The sequence below is a fragment of the Algoriphagus ornithinivorans genome (assembly GCF_900115305.1).
Classification (GTDB): Bacteria; Bacteroidota; Bacteroidia; order Cytophagales; family Cyclobacteriaceae; genus Algoriphagus; species Algoriphagus ornithinivorans.
This window is the reverse complement of the sequence record NZ_FOVW01000001.1, coordinates 138,895-158,587: the sequence shown is the minus strand read 5'-3', so window position 1 is coordinate 158,587 and position 19,693 is coordinate 138,895. Positions and strand designations below refer to the sequence as shown.

Annotated in this window: 13 protein-coding genes; 5 read left to right on the top strand and 8 right to left on the bottom strand. The window is 39.7% G+C overall.

What is annotated here, in order from left to right; genetic code table 11:
* Positions 1-49: 49 nt before the first annotated feature.
* Complete coding sequence (locus BM073_RS00750; RefSeq protein WP_091648907.1) at positions 50-1,567, bottom strand: DUF1593 domain-containing protein; 1,518 nt, start codon at positions 1,565-1,567, stop codon at positions 50-52.
* A gap of 293 nt (positions 1,568-1,860) precedes the next feature.
* On the opposite strand from BM073_RS00750, the gene BM073_RS00745 reads away from it, so the two are divergent.
* The 3 genes from BM073_RS00745 (at position 1,861) to BM073_RS00735 (ending at position 5,932) form a co-directional block, all read left to right on the top strand.
* Positions 1,861-3,651: a UvrD-helicase domain-containing protein gene (locus BM073_RS00745; protein WP_245756335.1), complete on the top strand. Its 1,791-nt coding sequence runs from the start codon at positions 1,861-1,863 to the stop codon at positions 3,649-3,651.
* 960 nt (positions 3,652-4,611) lie between these two features.
* Positions 4,612-5,283, top strand: coding sequence for a hypothetical protein (locus BM073_RS00740; protein ID WP_091648904.1), 672 nt, complete (start codon positions 4,612-4,614; stop codon positions 5,281-5,283).
* Between the two features lie 85 nt (positions 5,284-5,368).
* Entirely contained in the window at positions 5,369-5,932 is a 564-nt protein-coding gene (locus tag BM073_RS00735) for a YdeI/OmpD-associated family protein (protein WP_091648901.1), read from the top strand.
* 12 nt (positions 5,933-5,944) lie between these two features.
* Here the strand turns inward: BM073_RS00735 and BM073_RS00730 are convergent, their stop codons facing one another.
* From BM073_RS00730 to BM073_RS00700, 7 genes are all read right to left on the bottom strand, one after another.
* Positions 5,945-6,979: an inorganic phosphate transporter gene (locus BM073_RS00730; RefSeq protein ID WP_091648899.1), complete on the bottom strand. Its 1,035-nt coding sequence runs from the start codon at positions 6,977-6,979 to the stop codon at positions 5,945-5,947.
* Between the two features lie 11 nt (positions 6,980-6,990).
* Entirely contained in the window at positions 6,991-7,641 is a 651-nt protein-coding gene (locus BM073_RS00725; RefSeq protein ID WP_175557818.1) for a DUF2490 domain-containing protein, read from the bottom strand.
* Between the two features lie 245 nt (positions 7,642-7,886).
* Positions 7,887-8,885, bottom strand: a complete 999-nt coding sequence (locus BM073_RS00720; protein ID WP_091649656.1) for a ThuA domain-containing protein — start codon at positions 8,883-8,885, stop codon at positions 7,887-7,889.
* Positions 8,886-8,890: 5 nt separating this feature from the next.
* On the bottom strand, positions 8,891-9,763 hold the full coding sequence (locus BM073_RS00715) for a DUF808 domain-containing protein (protein ID WP_091648889.1): 873 nt from the start codon (positions 9,761-9,763) through the stop codon (positions 8,891-8,893).
* Positions 9,764-10,014: 251 nt separating this feature from the next.
* Positions 10,015-10,893, bottom strand: coding sequence for a phytanoyl-CoA dioxygenase family protein (locus tag BM073_RS00710; protein WP_091648887.1), 879 nt, complete (start codon positions 10,891-10,893; stop codon positions 10,015-10,017).
* A 70-nt stretch (positions 10,894-10,963) separates the two neighbouring features.
* Positions 10,964-12,196: a M48 family metallopeptidase gene (locus BM073_RS00705; protein WP_091648883.1), complete on the bottom strand. Its 1,233-nt coding sequence runs from the start codon at positions 12,194-12,196 to the stop codon at positions 10,964-10,966.
* Between the two features lie 9 nt (positions 12,197-12,205).
* Positions 12,206-13,252 carry a PorP/SprF family type IX secretion system membrane protein gene (locus BM073_RS00700; protein WP_091648880.1) on the bottom strand — a complete coding sequence of 349 codons (1,047 nt, stop codon included), beginning with the start codon at positions 13,250-13,252 and terminating at the stop codon, positions 12,206-12,208.
* Positions 13,253-13,335: 83 nt separating this feature from the next.
* Between BM073_RS00700 and BM073_RS00695 the strand changes: the two genes are divergently transcribed.
* Complete coding sequence (locus BM073_RS00695) at positions 13,336-18,855, top strand: T9SS type B sorting domain-containing protein (protein ID WP_091648877.1); 5,520 nt, start codon at positions 13,336-13,338, stop codon at positions 18,853-18,855.
* Positions 18,855-19,607, top strand: a complete 753-nt coding sequence (gene yaaA, locus BM073_RS00690; RefSeq protein WP_091648876.1) for a peroxide stress protein YaaA — start codon at positions 18,855-18,857, stop codon at positions 19,605-19,607. The genes BM073_RS00695 and yaaA overlap by 1 nt, the downstream gene beginning before the upstream one ends.
* Positions 19,608-19,693: the final 86 nt, after the last annotated feature.

The following is a 19,693-nucleotide window of genomic DNA, read 5'->3' as shown; positions in this document are numbered from 1 at the left end:
AGTACTTCATGCCTCTAGTCTCTCGCTTCTCGAATCCAATCTCTAGTGTCTATTCCACTTCCAGCACAAACCTGGCATATCGAGTCATGGGATGAATTCCATTGTCTTTGACTTCAGCGAATATGTGAAGCTGACCAGTTGCGCTTGGACCCAATTGAACTTCTACCTGATTCCCTGAAGCATTCAGGCTGGCCTTACCGGTGTAAGTTCCAACTTCCTGATAGATCCAAAATTTGGTTTCTACCTGATCTCCATCCGGATCAGAAGTTTCCACTGCCAGATTGAGTTTAGCACCAGCCTTAGCTTTTGGTCTGGCTGTCCCCATTACTTTAACCAAAGGGGCATGATTGGCATCTTTGTAATCCTTCACGCACCAATCTGCTCTGGCCGCAAAATCCTGCTGAATAGCCTCTATCCATCGAATTTGAGGATAAGTGGGATCCAAGGTATCCTTAAAAGGACTATAATCTAGTGCCGCTGCTCCGTCTTCCCAGCGATTGGGTTGCGTGGAGGACTGAACCAGCCGACCTCCCCAGCCACCCCATTCAGGATGGTTCAGATTATCCAAACCAACATCTATGAGGTGCAAAAAGGCAGGAGAATCTCCCTCCGAGATAAAATCAAAAATCCCAAAAGATCCCCATTGTGCGTTTTCAAGTTGAGTAGGATCTCCATGAATATGCTCATCATCACCCTCCTGCTTTTGCCCGTCTCCATAGCTATAATATTGCTTAAGCAAAGGACCGTGGTTATTGATGATCTCATTTCCCATAAATTCCCCCTCGAATAGATAATGCTGTGACTCAGGAACTGCCTCTTTCCAGGGATAAGCAAAGCACCAAAATTGACTGGAGTTGTAATAAATCTTCAAATCCGGCCAGGTAGGCTCAATGTATTTTCTATAGGTAGCATCCTGATCCAGAATGGCATAAATGATAGCTTTATCTATGACCTTTTGATAAATTTTCTCCCATTCCGGACTAGATTTAAATTCATCCTCTATGGATTTTAAAGCCCGTGCGATGGTATTTGTGCCTCCCCAAACCTGCAAATAGAAAGGTTCCATATTTTCATCCAGTAGTTTGGCTTTTATAAAGTCAGAACCTGGAGTATCCTTTTCCATTTCCCCCTCAAAATCTATATTTCCAACTCTGACTACCGAACGCAGATAGCCTGCTGTGGGAAAACCATCTGCATGTTGACTGAGCTTAGGGTAAACCTCTTCATAAGCATCCAAAAGCGGGTTCATCCAAGTGGTTCCCGGCCATCGGAGATCTGTCTGAGCTCCGTACATATTTTTGGTCATCTCCATTTCGGAGACAAAGGAAGTTCCTTTCCCATCCCCTTTGTAATGCCACATGGAGGAAGAATAGATCAAGCCTTCAATTCTAAATTCATTGGCATACAGCAACATTCGGATGAAAGAATCCACATCGTCAATTTCTCCATCGGTGGTTACGATGGTTCGGGGTTCATGAATTTCGGAGACATTGACTTCTGAAGAATTTTGGGGTTGCTGGCAGGAGAAAAGAAAAGCCAAAGCAAGAAGAGATAGGAAATTTTTCATAGGTTTTGGGTTTGAGAGAATTAAAATAAGGAAAGAGACTGGAAAAATTGAATTTGAAAAAAACTAACAAATCCTTCCTAATAGACTAAAACTCTCTTGCAAGTGATTAACGACTTCCTTATTTTTCATAACTTTTTAGTGACAAGGGGTCTGAAAAGACAGAATTAGGTAAAAATCTATTGACTAAAAAAAATATAAAGTCGTGCAAACTTGTCCGAATTGGGCGCATAGTCACTAAAAAATAGTAACAATAAATAAGTTGTAGCAAATGCTGAAATTCGACCCGACACAGAATGACTGTTATAGAAATGGAGTTAACAAAAGAACAATATGACATCATCAACTCGACTGGAAACATCAAAATAAATGCTGTTGCCGGGTCTGGGAAAACTACGACCGTAATTGAATACGCCAAGACAAGACCAGCGACAAGTAAAATTCTTTATTTGGCTTTCAACAAATCAGTAAAGCTTGAAGCAGCCAAAAAATTTGCTGAAAAAGGACTTAACAATGTGAATGTTGAGACAGCACATTCTTTGGCTTATAGACACATTGTTTTTAAAAACGAATACAAAGTAAGACCGCAAGGTTACAAGACAAATGAAATTGCCGAGCTTCTAAACCTGCAAGGCAATGGAGAAAAGCACACGGAATATGTTATTGCCAATCACATTAACAAGTTCATTGCCTACTTCTGTAACAGCAACAAACAAAAAGTTCAGGACTTAAACTACCTTGACACAGTTACAGACCCAAAAGCAAAAACCTTTGTTTCATCATTTTACGACTACATCGTTTCTCAATCACGCCTTTTATTAAGTAAAATGGATAAAGGAGAAATTGAAATTACCCACGACTTCTACCTAAAAAAATTTCAACTTTCAAACCCAAAACTGAATTACGACTTCATACTTTTTGACGAAGGACAAGACGCATCCCCGGCTATGCTTGATATATTCTTCAATCAAAAAGCGACCAAGGTGATTGTTGGCGACACTCATCAACAAATTTATGGTTGGCGATTTGCGGTAAACTCGTTAGAAAAAGCTGACTTTAAAACCTATCATCTATCAACAAGTTTTCGGTTCAGTCAAGATATAGCAAATCTTGCAATGGAAGTTTTAAAATTCAAAAAACACCTTGACGAACACCAATCAATTCCAATCATAGGAAAAGGCAACAGCAAAGAAATTAAAACCAAAGCTGTTCTTGCAAGAACCAATTTCGGACTATTGCTGAAAGCAATCGAATATGTAACTGAAAAGAAAAAGGTAAAACAGATTTACTTTGAAGGTAATATCAATTCCTATACCTACGCAGATGAAGGAGCTTCCCTCTATGATGTTCTCAATCTTTACAACGGAAAGCATCACTTAATTAAGGACAAACTAATCAAAGCAATGCAAGGCCTTAACGAGCTAGAAGATTATATCGAAAAGACAGAGGATGTTCAGCTTGCTATGATGGTTGAAATAGTTAAAGAGTATGGAAATAAAATTCCTGACATCATAAAAGCCATTAAAGAAAAACACGTTGACAATGACGATAAAGAAAAGGCAGAAATGATTTTCTCGACAGTTCACCGTTGCAAAGGAATGGAGTATGATGCCATTCAACTTGTAAACGACTTTATTACTGAGGAAAAATTAGCCAAACTAAAAGAAGACAAGAAAGCCGAAGGTATTAACACCACAAAACTAAATGAAGAAATCAATTTGCTTTATGTTGCAGTCACTCGGACAAAAAATAGTATCCATATTCCCGAACCTTTAATGCCTTCTGAATTTCCAAAATCATCACAAATTCACGTTATGAAAGTTGTGAGTGAAAAAGAAAAGGAACAACAAAGAAAGGAAGTATTAAAACAAAAAACCGACAAGACAAAAAGCAAAACAGAAAAAGCTTATTCGGTAGAAGAAGTTAGAGCCAAACATAAAGACGCATACAAACCTTGGACACCTGAACTTGACAACGAACTAACGGTAATGTATTGTGAAGGAGTAAACGTAAAAGATATGGCTAAACATTTTGGGCGGACAAGGGGTGCAATAACTTCAAGAATTAAAAAATTGGAACTTGAATGACTTTATGGATAAAGAGAGAAAAACAAGAATCACTGGCTAAAATAGGCGCTTGGCTCAATGGCTGGTTTTGGCGTCAAGTCAAGTGCAGTGCCTCTATTGGGCATTAATGCAGACTGACAGTTTAGTACTTCTAATTCCGCTACTGCACCAAGCCCCAACCCGTTAGTAACAAGCTTTTGAGTTCAATTAAGAATATACGTCAGCGTTTTGTATTTATCCTTTTTAACCAAAAAATTATGAATCCAACGACTCTTCTTTTTATAGGCATAACCTTCCTTATGAACCTTATAGCCTTTGAGTCAAAAACCTCTGAATTGAAAGCCTAGCAGATGATTGAGAATAGATAAGAATTCACTGGAATTTATTACCCCTATTCGATCAAAAACATTGGCAACTCTACTATTGCATCCAAAGACTCTAAATTGGATAATAGTAGCCTTCAGGGAGAATCCATTTTTTAAATTGGCCGCTTAAGACTGACTGCGGATTGGAAAAGCACTAAGCCAGTCTTGGGAAATCTGGAAGAAAAAAGTACCTTCTTTCTTTGCCAGTTATTGTCTAATGAAATTCAAAAGAATTGCTTGAGGAATTTATAGATGAAGCGGAAAAAGGAAAAATCAAACTCAGGATTGATCGTGTCTTTAAGTTGGATGAGGTAACCTTCTTTTTAGTTATATTTAAATATCAGAAGATATTTCAGCGATTATTTTTCCAATTAAACAGCTATTAGCTCTAGAGATTGAATCTTATGAATTTCAAAATATTCAAAGCCATTTTTCTTTCTATACAATTTCTAATCTTTTTACCAGTGAAAGGTCAAACTTTAATAGATACAGCCTCTTATTACGAAAGTAAAAATGCAGGTTCAGCAAAAATATTTCAAATTATGAAGTTTGCATAATTATACACTTCATCTCAGGGCCTCAAAATGATTGGAAAATTTCCAAAAAGAAAAAGATTTTGAAAAGAGACAGAAAGGCTCTTAATGATCTTGGTGAAGAATTAGCTAAATATGGAATTGATTTTAAGTTTCACCTAGAAGTATTCAACCTCAAAAATGATTTTAAGATTGATTCTGTGCTAGATTACAAAAAACCTATTGAGGAAAATCATTACACAAAATCTAATTCTTTTAATAAAGCTAATGCCACCATTCTATGGTCAAAAAATATTCGAAGCGATCTGCCTTTTTTCAAAGAGAAGAAATATTTAGGCTTTGAGGGAGGCTATTTAATGGTTATGTACCATGAAGGGTTAGGTATTAGTTCAGCCTCACCAGCATTTTTCAATGGAGAAGAAGACAGGTCCATTCCTGAGTATATTACTGTTTTCGAATTTGACCAAAATTGGAGAAAACCTAATAAATATGTGACAGTCCATGAAATGTTACACCTATTTGGAGCATGGGACTTGTACTACAACCCTCTATACGGGTATGAAAAGGAGGAATATGATCTTATTAAGAAAAAATATCCAAGCACAATCATGCGGTCTTCCAAGCTAATCACAATTGACCCTTTAACTGCTTGGAGAATCGGTATTGATGTCCCCGTGGAAAATTGGTTTTTAGAATTAATTCCAAGAATATATTCCAAAAACCATCATGAAAATAAAGTATCAGATGTTCAATAGCAATTGAATTTGAATACTAAGAAACCAAATAATTTTATTAGAAAACTTACACTCTTTCTTTATATTCAATCAAAAGCCATCACCTATGCCCAAAAACCCTCAATGGATCGAATTGGAAAACCGACTCAGAAATTTGATAGAGTCTGCCACGGAACTCACCGAAACCGTCAAATGGGGAATGCCGGTGTTTACCTATGATGGGAAAAACGTGTTGGGCTTTGCAGGAATGAAGCATCATTTCGCTGTTTGGTTTTATAATGGCGTATTTCTAAAAGATCAGCATCAAGTCTTGATCAATGCTCAGGAAGGAAAAACCAAAGCTATGCGCCAATGGAGAATGGAATCTGAGGCGGATTTGGATGAAAAAGTATTTTTAAAGTTGGTTCAGGAGGCTATTTCCAACGAACAGAAAGGACTGGTTTGGAAACCAGAAAAATCAAAAGAGTTGGAGTTGCCAGATTTATTGAAAGAAAAACTGAAGGCTGATTCAAAATTGAAAAAAGCCTTTGAACTCCTTACTCCCTATAAACAAAAGGAGTATGCAGAATATATTTCAGAAGCAAAGCGGGAAGCAACTCAAGTTTCGCGCCTGGAGAAAATCATTCCCATGATCTTGGAAGGAAAAGGGCTGAATGATCGGTACAAATAAATTTTACTCAAGTCACTGAAGTCCAAACCATTTGGCCAAATAGATCAGTCCAAACGTAAACAAAAAGGCAAAGACAGGTGCCACAGTCCATACCGAGAAGAATAATTTCACTGTTTTATTAGAAAATGTGGCCTTCCAACCATTTTTACTGATACTCAAAGCAATAAATGCCGCTCCATTTAATTGCACTAACGAAGTTGGAATTCCCTTAACCAAGGAAGCCAAGAGCAGTAAACTAGCTACAATCAAAGCGATAATAGTGGCATAAAGTGGAGTTACTGTTACAATTTCTTTACCCGTAGTTTCTGTCACCTGATGCCCCAGTAAGGAACTCCCGATTGCAAAGCAGGGAGCTACAATTAATACTGACAAAATTATTATCGGTAGGAAATTTTGAGCCCCTTCAGGCCCCAATTCATTTGCTGTCAAAGAGGCTATCGGAGCAGCAGCATTGGCCACATTATTGGCTCCAATCGAAAAAGCTACATACAGAGAAGATCCAATCAGGACAAATTTCAGTAGTTTATGACTTTCCAAATGGCCGTAATCTACTGTTAAAACTTTAGACTTGATAAAAGGAAACACCCAATGAACTAATACCCACATCAAAGCAAAAGAAATGAGAGGTAGAATAAACCAAGTGGGAATAATCTCATACCAAAGCTTTTTTGTATTCAGCCCGTCCAAAGCCAATGCAGCTCCTGAAATAGATAATACGGTAGACTGACTTGTCGATTGAGGGACTCCCAGCAAATTGGCAAATAGCAAAGAAAGAGCTATGGACAATAAAATGATAGAAGTGACAATGGGAGTGAAAAAAGACTGCTCCAAGAGTCCTACGCCTAAGGTTAAGGACACCTCTTTCCCTGCAATCAGTGCCCCTAAAAGAACCATGACTCCAAATAATCCTGGGATCATTGTTCGTTTGATGACGTTGGCACCATAAGCGGCCGAAAACGAAGGGGCAGTACCACTTCCTCCCATGGTAATCGCAAGAAACATGGCGAGGAGAAAGGGAATTGTTAAATGAGAAAGCAAGGCTGACATAAAAAAGAAGCTTATTTTTTGGCAAGGTTAAGCGTATGATGAAGGGTGATTCTGGTGATATTTCTACTGTAAAAGTCTTTTCCGGTATTTCTTTGCTGAAACCAATTGAAGTAGCCCAACTCAAAACCGAAATCCGGATTGGGCATAAACACCACACTGCCTCCTACCCTATTTTGATCAAAGACATTGTAAACAATCTTTTCGCCGACCTGTAAGTGAATTTCATCAAAGGCTTTCAGCGTCAACTTTTTAATTGGAGAATAGCTGAGCTCCAAACGGTATCGAATCCTGTTTGATAATAACTCAAATCCCGTCGGATCCTTCTCAAAAAAGCGCCATTCAAACCAGTAGCGATGCTGTAGACTAAGTTTGGGATTTAAGCTTTGAACATATATTAACTCCAGTTGAGGCCTGAGTTCTAGCTTATTTTGATAATCTTTAATTTCAGGATTATTGGGCAGGGAATGTAAGAAATAGGTAAAGCCGGCGCCCACAAACCAGCCTTTTCCCAGCTTTCTTTCCACCAGACTTCTTGCAACAAACTGATGCTGTCTCCATGGAAACCAGTAGGTTCTTTCTTCCACCTCTTGCCTAATCAACAAATTTTCGGATAGCCTAGCTTTCAATAGATACCTGGTCCATAGCAAATGCTGTTTTTCCACATTCTTTTTAGCCAATGCAAGGGGTGATACAAGTAGAAAAACAAGTAACAGAGAGAAGAGTTGCCGATTCAAATACTGCTATAATTTCAGCAAATGTATACTATTTCCTACAAACCCTATCTTTTTTATAGGGTTTTATGAAAAAATATTTTCTCAGCTTTTGAATTAATAATTTTCACAATAAAAATATCGTATGAATCTCTTTTACTGCGTGTTAAGAGATAAGGTGAGTCTTGTAAAAGACCTTATTTAAAATCAGAAACTCTCATCCCTTTTCTAAAAGTATCAAAACCAAACATGGTAGGTTCGTATTTCCCTACCAAAGCAACCGATAGATCAGGTTTGATGTCATCTTCCATTCCCAGTAGCCAAAAGCTAGCATTCAAAATCAATCGTCTTAAATCTTCACTCTTGAAATCCAAAGAAGCTCCCATTGTTGAGGCGAAAGCCATTCCGGGTTTTCCATTTTCGATTTGGTAAGGTTTAGTCCAAGCTATTGGCATGAGGGATTTTTCCCAAACCAAGGAAGAATTGGGATCGAGCTCTGCAGTGCTCTGTCCATATACTAATACCTCGGCATCGTCTGGCAAGTGTTTGATTCCATACACATCTGAAGGACCCCATATATCAGTCACCCCACGAAGCACAGGATGATCATTGGCTTGCTTTACTCCATCTAACAGTCCTCTTGTCCCTTCTTTTCCATGATTTCCATGGTGGTTTACCCAGGTTTCTCCAAAAATCCGCTGGCCAAAACCTCTTTCCCAACCTTCCACTTGACTCATCCAGTGCCATTTGGCGAAGCGAGAATCTTTATTCTTTTGATACGCAAAAGCATGGGTAGAAGTGCGTAATCCAATGATAGGTTTTCCGGCTTTCAAAAAGTCCTCAATATATTGTGCCTGCTCGTCCGGTAATTCCCTAAAACGGATCAATATGATCATTAAATCCGCTGCTGCAAGATGTTCCAAGCCCGGTAAATTGTTTTGATAGTTTGGTACAATATCACCTGTCTCAGGGTGGATAGGGAATAATACGGTAGTTTTAAAACCATGATGCTCTGAAAGAATTTTTGCCAACATAGGCATGCTTTCCTCTGAGCGATACTCATCATCTCCCGCTACCAAAACAATGTGTTTTCCCTTTCCGGGTCCATCTTTTCCTTCAAATTGTAGGTATTGCTGTGCGCTAAGCCCGCAAGAAATCAAAAATGCACAGAGTATCAAGGGAAGGAATCTTTTCATGGGAATTAGTTTTTCTTTGAAACCTTGGTTTTTATCAAATGGATAGGAATCCACACTAGCATACCGATTATCAAACCGATTAAAAAGTCCCTCAAGATAGTTGGTAATCCTGTGAGAATATGATGGAAGAAGTCGATCTTATGGGTAAAAATACCTCCTGCAACCAAGAATAAAGCTATGGTACCAACAATACTGATGAATCTTACTAAGTAAGGAAGTCCAACAACCATGGCCATCCCAATTTTATCTGACAGGGTGTCGTCCTCCTCATTCCAATTGATCAACTTCTGCCCCATTTCATCCATACGGACAATTACTGCCACTAATCCATAAACCCCCACTGTGGCGATTAATGCGATCAAGGTGACCACCAAAATTTGATTCAAAAACGGCTCTCCCTCCACCGCTCCCAAAGTGATAATGATGATTTCAACGGATAGGATAAAGTCTGTGGTAATTGCAGACTTAATTTTCTTTTTCTCTAGCGCGAGAATTTGCTCTTTGCTCAATTCGGGTTGAAGCTTGGCTTTTTCCTTGTTTTTTTCAGGAAGGATCCACTCCATTACTTTCAAAGCACCTTCATAAGCAAGATAAATACCTCCGATGATTAAAATGATTGTAATAGAAACCGGTAAAAAAGCACTCAGTAAAAAAGATAATGGGAGAATGATGATTTTATTCAAAAGGGAGCCTTTGGTAATCGCCCAGAGTACGGGTAGCTCTCTATTGGACACAAAACCAGAAGCTTTCTCGGCATTTACCGCCAAATCATCCCCTAAAATCCCAGCTGTTTTCTTAGCAGCCACTTTGGTCATGCTGGCGACATCATCCAACAGTGTAGCTACATCATCGAGAAGGGCAAATAATCCTGAAGCCATTATTAAGATTTTGAAAGATAAAATTTGAAGTCTGAAATATTGCAAGCAACAATAATCTCGAATTATTGGTAGACTTATTCAGATTTTAATCAGCTAAGTTAAACTTTCCACCCGGTCTGACTCCCTAAAAATCAAAATACTTTACTGGATTTATTCGATCTTTAGAGATCTATTTGCCTTAGATTCGGTTTTTTTAAATCATAATATTAGCTAAGCACTGCTTTTAGGAAAAAATTATAAAAAATCAGTCTTTAAATATTCGCTGGATCAAAAATCAGCGGGAAAAACTTCCCTTCCATTTTTTGCCCTTTTGGAATTACAGGCACTCCCTCCAAAAGCGGTTCATCTGAATTTGAAATGGTTCCGTCCGCAAATACATTCAGAACAAAAGCCTTTCTGGAGCGATCAGAGTAATTGGCAAAGCTTCCGTGCACTAACAAAGGATGATGAAATGCCGCATGGCCTGCTTTCAAAGGAATAGCTACAGGCTTGAACTCTGCTATCTGCTCAGCTGTCATCATTTGCTTCAATCCGTCCATCTCCCCAGCAAGTGCCGGCTTTTCCAATAAACCCCAGCGATGCGAGCCGGGTACATACTGCAAACAGCCATTTTCTTCCGTTGCATCATCCAGTCCGCACCAACAAGTCAAATGTTGCATTTCGATAGTTCGGGTCCAGTAGCTATAGTCCTGATGCCAAGCCACATTTCCCCCGTGATGGGCAGGCTTACAAAAGAGTTGGTCATGCCAAAATCGGACTGCACGATCTCCGAGTAATTGACTCGCAACCATTCTAAAGGCAGGATTCCAAATTACATCATGAAAGGCTTCAGCAATTCGCCAATGGCCTAAAGAATGAAAAAGAACCTTATTGGGATCTCCAGACTCATTGCTATGAAACTCATGGAACAAATGATGTAAGGGATGTTGAGGATCCATAACCTCATCCAAGGCCTTTTTTAGAGCCTTAATTTGTTTTTCATCCAGCAATTTGATCCCAGCGATAAATCCATTTTCGTGAAAAAATTCAATTTGTTCCTTACTTAGTCTGTATTGATCCCAGTCCTGTTGGGATTTGGGCTGTGAGAAAAGATCAGAAAGTGGATAATGAAAATCGGCTAGGTCTTTCATGGGTTTTAGGCTTCAAGCAGATTTGAAGATAAAAAAAATGTATCGATTTCTATCTTCTTAGCCTACGCCCTCAATTTTCCAGTTTTTCTAATCGCTGCAGTAAAGGCGGATGGGAATAATTCACAAACACATACCAAGGATGAGGATTGATATTGGTAAGCGTTTTCACTGAAAGAGTTTTCAATGCTTCCGCCAAAGGCTTTCCTTCAAAAGTTTCTTTAGCAAATGCATCTGCCTCAAATTCATTTTTTCTACTGAGCCAGTTCATCCCAATCCCAATTATCATGGAAATAGGTGAAAATAACATGGTAAATCCTATGATATTCAATTGGGCAGACCACCCAGACCCACCTAATGCTAGGCTCATATTTTCTGAAAAAATAAATTGAGAAAGCAAAAACAACAGTAAGCCAACCTGCAATACAGAGGCTAACATGCCCAAAATGATATGCTTTTTCTTGTAATGCCCAACTTCATGAGCCAAAACAGCGACCAATTCATCTGGTGGATGCTGTTCTAATAATGTGTCATACAGGACTACTTTTTTTCTCTTGCCAAAGCCTGAGAAAAAGGCATTGGCTTTGGCTGATCTTTTACTTCCATCCATCACCAGAATATTTTCCAGAGGAAAAGAAACTGATTGGGCATAATGAATGATTTTTTGCTTCAATTCTCCATCTTCCAAAGGAGTTAATTTATTAAAAAGGGGAAGTATCCAAGCAGTATAAAATAAATTGACCAATACCATGAACACAGCTGCCACTGCCCAGAAAATCCACCAAAAATGAGGTCCCATCTGATGGATTAACCATAGGAAAACTAGTAATAAGCCACCGCCAACGATCAAGGAAAGAATATATCCTTTCAGTTTATCTGAGAAAAAAGTACCTAAACTGGTTTTATTAAAACCGTATTTTTCTTCAATGACAAAGGTGCTGTAATAATCAAAAGGCAAGCTGACCAAATCAGATCCAATAAATATGAGGGCAAAAAAGGCTACAGAATGAAAAAGAGGATTGCTGATATAGTTGCCAATCCAATCATCAATCCAGCCAAACCAACCCATATAGATAAACAGGATTGTTAAAGCGAAAGAAAAAATACCTGTGACTAGGCCAAAGTTGTAATTTTCACGCTGATAGGCTTTTGCTTCCAATAACTTTTCTGAACTGAGATACTGCCCCAGAGTTTCCGGTACTTTGGGTACAGGTCTTTGGATATTCAGGTAGCTTAAAATTTTCTCAAGCAATAAGCCAAAGCTCACCACTCCTATCAAGAGGTATTTTAAAGTCTCAGGACTCATGTAAAATGTTTAGAATTTAGGACAAGGCAAGATTGTATCCCTTCTGGAGGGCTTGCCTTGGTAGTTATTCGGAAGTGTCCAAGAAAGGCTTAATTCGTGAGCTCCTCCAGACTGTATTCCAAGCTGGGACACAGTATAATCGAAGCTGTAACCGATATTCAAACCACTCAGTAAATTCACTCCCACCATCATGACAACTGCATCACGGTTGCTTTGGTTATTAATCGGCTTATAAGGAAGTCCTCTGTACCAAAGTCCAAAAACCAAGGGTTCCACATAAAAGTATGCTCCTACATCCAACTGCTCAAATGGCCCTTGTCTTTTGTAGTTAAAGGTTGGTGTCAAATATCGCTGCTTCCTGATATGAGTAAAATCCCCACGGAAACTACCCTCTCCCAATGCAATTCTATATCCCCCATGTAGGGAAAATTTTGCTGGCAAGGGACTTAAGCCATCGATAAAAGATTGATTCGGCTCATTAACATGGTGAGCAGCCAGTCCAATCCAGAAGTTTTCTGTAAAAAACATCCCTCCCAATGAAAGAGAAAGCATACTTACAGGATCACCAAGACCCGGAATATCAGACCCAGGAAGTGTAGGTCCGAAAGGATCACTAGGATTGATTTGATTAGCAAATATTAAATTTTCATAAAATCCGATTTCTCTTCGAATGTAGCTTGCCTGAAATCCAGGTCGGAAATAGGAATTATCCCCCAGTTTTAATTCATAAGAAAAAATACCGGAAATAGTCGTAGACCGAAGTTTGGCTGCTCCTTCTGTATCCTGCATTACATGAAAACCCACTCCAGCATTGTAATCAGGAAGGTAAGTATCGTAAAAGGCTGAGAAAGTAGTAAACTGAGCATCTATGCTTGGCCATTGGTTTCTGTAATTAAAACCTACCCTTCCTGTAAGCTCTCCGCCTGCCATGGCTGGATTGAGATACAAAGGCGCTGCATAATATTGGCTATATTGCGGATCCTGCGCATGCAAGGGCATGCTAAGGCCAAAAGCCAATATTCCGAAAAAAACTATAAGCAGCGAAGACCGTAACAAGGATTTGTTCGTTTATTTGAATATTCAGTCAGCATCTAAAACGTTTCTTCCTCTAGGTTGTTTTAGATAGCAGTTCGAAAAATATGAAAAGCAAACCGCATTCCATACATATTATCCTTTTTTTCACCTTTTTAAGCGCATTTTTCTGGGCTGGAAATACATCTGTATCCCTTGCTCAGGGATTTAATGACAATGAATGGATATTTGGATATTGCGGTTCTGGCACTCCAAATAATTATTTATCCTTCGGAAAAGGACAAAGCCCGACTGTTCAAAGTCTTCCCGGTTCTATCATACTGGATAAATTCAGTAACTCAGTTACGATTGACCCCATCACTGGTCAGCCATTATTTTATTCAAATGGCTCTATCGTTTATGATTACAGTGGAGCTCCCATTCAAGGCCAGGTTGGAAATCTAAATGGTCCAATTGATACCAGACAACAAGTGGCTTCTGGCTTTTTGGAATATGAGCCGGATGGAAATAAACTCTTTTATTTATTCTATGTATCCCCTGGGGGACAATTGCTCTACACCTTGATTGATATGAATGCTCCAGGACAAGCCACAGGAAATGAGCGTCCATTGGGAGAAATCATTGAGCAAGATCAAACAATCGGGAATGCTCAGGGAGCAATTTTAGTAGTCAAATCGCCATCATCCCCTTCCTACCTGATCAGCTTTAATGGAGGAAATTTAATTTCTAGGAGAATTGAAGGAACAGCGGGCAACTTTACCCAAACGGATACTCAGCCCCTTCCTTTCACTCCAAAAGCCATAGTATTTGATAAGGATAGTGGAAAATTGATTCTGATTCCAGAAAATCCCGGAGATGATATTATTATTATGGATTTTGATACCTCCTCTGGTAATTTCAGCAATCCAACATCTATCAGCCAATCCGGAGGGACAGACTCTATTGAAGGAGCAACCTTTTCTCCCGATGGTAATTTCATTTATTTCTCCAGAGGAAGTCAACTTTTCAGAGTTCCAAGTAATGATCTCTCGGCAACTCCAGAGGAAATTCCTTTAGATCCTCAACCTTCAACAGTTTATGATTTGAAAGTTGGGCCTGATGGAGAACTCTATTTTATTTATGAAGAAACCAATGGAGGACCACAACTCATAGGGAAAGTTACCAATCCAAATGAAGAGGAGATTGATGACATCAATGTAGAAATTGATCCTTTTGCCGGTGCTGACTTTTGTGGTACTATCTTTCCAACTTTTGCTCCTAACGCAGATATCGATGCAACGGTGGACTTTGACTGGGATCCAGATATGCCTTGTGCCAACAATCCTGTTCAGCTGACCAGCGAAATTACGCCGGAAAATTACAGGCCTGTCTCTTTCAGTTGGGAATTCAATCCTCCACTTACGGATTCTGACGGCAATCCTTTACCTGCAGATTATGCGCAAGAGCACTTTTTGATTCCAGCTGATGCTGCTCAAGGACAAAGTGTGTCAGTGACATTGACGGTAACATTTGCGGATGGGGAAAGTCAGACTGTTACCAAGGATATACCATTGACAGAAAATAATCTGGAGGCAAACTTTACGCCGCAAGACACCACTATCTGCGAGGGTCAATGTGTGGATATTGCGGCACTTCTTGAGGCTCAAAACTCGGCTGGTCAACAGGACGGGGAAGCACCTCCGGGCGGAGGTGATCAATACGAATATTTCTGGTCAAATTACCGTGATGAAGGCTGGGGTACGAGGCAGGAGAATGAAGTATGTCTTCCAGGGCTATACTGGGTTTTGGTGAGAGAGCCAGGTTCAGAATGCTATGCCTATGCCGAAATCCGAGTCAAGGTCTGGGACCTGCAAGATCAAAGCAATAATATCTGGTATTTTGGAGATGGAGCAGGGATAGACTTTAATCCCGATCCAAATGATCCGAATGCACCTGTTCCAAGACCCATTGCCCAAAGGCACCCTCAAAATATTCCGGCAGGTACAACCACCATTTCAGATGAAGCCGGTCAGGTATTGTTTTATACAGACGGAGAGTCCGTCTGGGATTTAAACGGAGATTTAATGGCTAATGGAGATGCCATTGGTGGGGATAATGGATCTAGTCAGGGTGTCATAGCTGTTCCTGTTCCGGACGAACAAACTTTATTTTACCTTTTCACTACTCAAAGAAGTGCAAATGGAAGTAACCAAGTAAAATTCTCCTTGGTAGACATCAAATCAGATAATCCAACAGGAGTAGGTAATGTGGTAACAAAGGACAATTTCCTATTCAGCCCCTCCACCGAGCATTCTGCAGCTTTTAACAACGGAGATACTACCTGGGTACTTTTCCATGAATTGGGGAACAACACCTTTAGAGCTTATCCTGTATCCTCTCAGGGAATAGGACAACCTGTACTCAGTTCGGTAGGAAGTAATCATGGATTCAACTCAGGAGTTGGCGCCATGAAATTCAGCCCTGATGGGAGTAAAGTAGCTGTCACAATCTCAGAAGGAGGCTGTAATAAATTAGAAATTTTTGATTTCAATGCTCGTACAGGCAGAATGACAGAATATGCCCGAATCGATTTGGGCTGTAATGGAGATGTGTATGGCTTGGAATTCTCAGACAGCGGGGAAAAAGTCTTTGTGTCTTACAGAAATGGAGGACCTGGAGTGGAAGAATTCACCATTCAACCTGTGGATAATGATGATCCTAATGCTGCCACATGTCCATCCTGTTTTGGTAATGCAAATACGCGCCCTCAAAGAGAAGCTTGTATTCTTTCCACTCGAAACCAAATAGGAGGCACTTCCGGGCTCAACTTGGGAGCCTTACAAATCGGTCCAGATGGCAACATCTATGTTGCTGTAGTAGGAAGTAATCAAATTGGACAAATTGCAGTTGGCGCAGGTTGTAATTCCAGTAGTACATTCAACCAGAATTCTGTTGAGCCCATGCCAGGGACTGCAAATTTGGGACTTCCTTCTTTTGTCCAAAATAGTGGAAGTTCAATTCCTGAACCTTCCTTACTCGCTCCAGAGAGATTATGTCTAGATCCTGTGAATGGAGCTGGAGCATTGATTGAAGGTGGCGGAGAACCTGACATTGATTCCTATTTCTGGACGATTACGAAAGATGACGGCACGGTAATTTTGGATAATTTCGGTGGCCCTGGAGATCAGTTTCAGAATTTGGATCAACTATTCGATGAGCCTGGTTTGTATACAGTAGAGTTAAATGTAACCAGATGTGCGACAGAGAATTACTTTGTGGATAGCTTACAAATTCAAGTGGATGCTCCACCAACTTTAACATTGGAATCTGATGCCACTTTATGTTCTGGAACCCCAGTAGTTTTAACAGCAATTGATGGTTATGATCCAGCTGAAGGATTGTATGATTTTCAGTGGACCAATGCAGCAGGTCAGGTATTTGGAGATCAAAATTCCAATACAATTACGGTTGATGAGGAAAGTATCTACACAGTAGTAGTAAGCTATAGAATTCCTGACGGATTAAGTGATGATGAAATCGCCCTTTATGAAACATGCCCTGCCACGGCGGAGGTCTTTGTTGGTCCTGCCTTTGAATTTGATATCAATCAGGATGCCCAAGAGGTTTGCTTTGAAGATGTGATTGTCAACTTTGCACCTGACACGCCAATCAGCGGAGAATGGTATTATGAAAGAGATCAGGACGGAAATAGAGTTCTTATAGGGGAGTTTTTTGAATTGGAATTATTGGTTAATACCCTTCCTGGTCCTGGAAATTATGAAATCATTTTTGTGACTGAAGACCCGATTTTAGAAGGATGTCAGGTTGAGAAAAAAGTTGATCTAATAGTTAATGAGCTTCCGCTATTTACCGTAGTTCAAACGACTCCGGCAACTGATTGTACAACTGCTGATGGGTCCTTTGAAATTACCATGCAGGCAAATGCTGCTACAGTCACTGTCCAGGAAACCGGGGAAGTTTTCACCAATGTCAATGCTGGTGATGTGATCGCGGTAAATAATTTATTACCGGATGTATACACCATTGAGGCAGAAAATGCCTTCGGCTGTTTTTACATTGCCACTGTGAGCATTGAAAACAGTAACCCTCCAGCAGGATATGAATTTTCAGTGACATCAACCGATGAAACATGTGGGCCTAATGGAGTTGAGCCAGGATTAATTTCAATCACATTTACTGGCGGGTCTCCTGTAAATGGTAGTTATCAAATTACCCGACAGGGAAATGGTCAAGTCTTTTCCGGAACTTTAGCTAATGTGAATTCTGTGGACATTCCAGTTCCATACGGGGAGTATGCGGTTGAAATTATAGACCCTAGTAACTGTGCTATTCCAGATCCTCAGTTGTATACGGTTGAACAAAAATTCTTGGTACAGTTCTCAGCACCAAGCAATTTTACGGCTTGTGAAAGCTATACCTTCAGCCCTACCCCATCCGATGGGCTTACCTTCACCTTAACTGGCCCTGGTGGCAATATCATACAACCAGATACAGACGGGGCTTTCACAATCACTCAAACAGGCGCTTATACCCTTCTTGGCCAAGATCCAAGTGGAGAAGATTGTCCTAGGGAGATAAACATCAATGCTACCATAACTCAGCCCATTGACTTTGAATTGGTAGGTCCGATTGACGATTGTCAAGTAGGCATTAGATATGAAGCACAATTGAATAACGCGGTTCCAGCTGATGTCATCTTTTTATGGAAAGATGCAGGCGGAGTGATTGTAGGAAGGCAACAAAGTTTTGCTCCACCGAGAGATGGAGATTATAGCTTGGAAGTACAGCCTAGGAATGGAGGTTTATGTACCACGCCTCCGATTAATTTCACAGCTGAATACCGAGAACTTACTGTAGATGTGGAATTGGATGTAACTCCTTTCTGTATAGATCAGGCATCTACCAACCTAACAGTTGTAGCTGATCTAAGTGATGTTGCAAACATTGAATGGTATTCTGTTCAAGGTGGGACTAGAACAAGGTTGCTCCAGTTTGACGACCTACCAATTATTGAAACCAGCCAAGAAGGAACCTATGAAGTATTATTAAGAAGTGCCGCGGGATGTGATCTTGGCAGAGCAGCTGCTCAGGTTGCAAAGTCCATTATAATCCCTCCTGTGGTCCCTACTGAGTTTACTATTTGCGCCATTGAAGGAGTAACCCAAAGCATTAATCCGGGAGATTACGACAACTATTCTTGGGTATTGAATGGAGAAGAGGTTTCTCAGGATGCAATTTTCACACCTACTCAACCAGGTATATACGAATTAACAGTATCTGATAATTTGGGTTGCTTTTACGTCGAAACGTTTGAGGTTTTAGAAGACTGTTCTTTAAAGGTCTCCTTCCCAACAGGTGTTGTTTTAAATGACCCATCCAGAAACTTCATTCTTTATGCCAATGAATATATTGATGAAGCGGAAGTATTTGTATTCAATCGATGGGGAGAGCTTATTTTCTATTGTGAGCATCAAAATCTTGAGCCCGCTCAGCCTTTCTGTCCTTGGGATGGAGTTGTGAATGGAAAATTCGTTCCAAACGGAACATATGCCATAGTTGTAAGGTTTACTAGCATAGATCAGAACAAAACCGAACAAATAACCAAAGCAATAACGATTATACAGTAATGTTAATTCTAATTTCTCCTGCAAAAACCTTAGACTACAGCACTCCAAATTTCCAAGAATACAGCCAACCAGAATTCACTTCTGATATCAAATCTTTGGTATCAGTAATGAAAAAGAAAAGTTCGAAGGACATCGCAGACCTAATGAAAGTAAGTGATAGCTTGGCGAACTTAAATGAAGAGAGATTTAAAACTTTTCAAAAGGAGTTTACTCCTGACAATTCTAAGCAAGCGCTTTTAGCATTCAAAGGAGATGTTTACACCAAAATTGATGTAGACAATTACAGTGAAGAGGAATTCGAATTCGCTCAAAATCATTTAAGAATTCTTTCAGGGTTATATGGACTCTTGAAACCACTAGACTTAATTCAGCCATACAGGCTGGAAATGGGTACTCGACTGGAAACTAAAAAAGGAAAAAATCTTTACGAGTATTGGGACAGTAAAATTGCGAAAGCAATCAATCAAGTAGCTGCCGGAAAACCGGTTGTTAACTTGGCCTCTCAGGAATATTTCAAGGCAGTTGATTTAAAGACCTTGAAATCGCCTGTAATCAATATCCATTTCAAGGAACATCGAGACGGAAAATACCAGGTAATTGGCTTGTTTGCAAAGCAGGCAAGAGGGTTGATGACTGACTTTGCCATAAAAAATCGAATTACAAATCCTGAAAATCTCAAAACCTTTAATGTAGAATGCTATGAGTTCTCAGAGCCTTTGAGTGATCTTGGCGATTGGGTATTTGTTAGATAGTGAAATGAATAAACCTTAAATTCAAAGTTAATCGAGGCTTAATTTTTTGGTAGTCAGGGAATTTGGTAGATTTACGTTCCAAAATA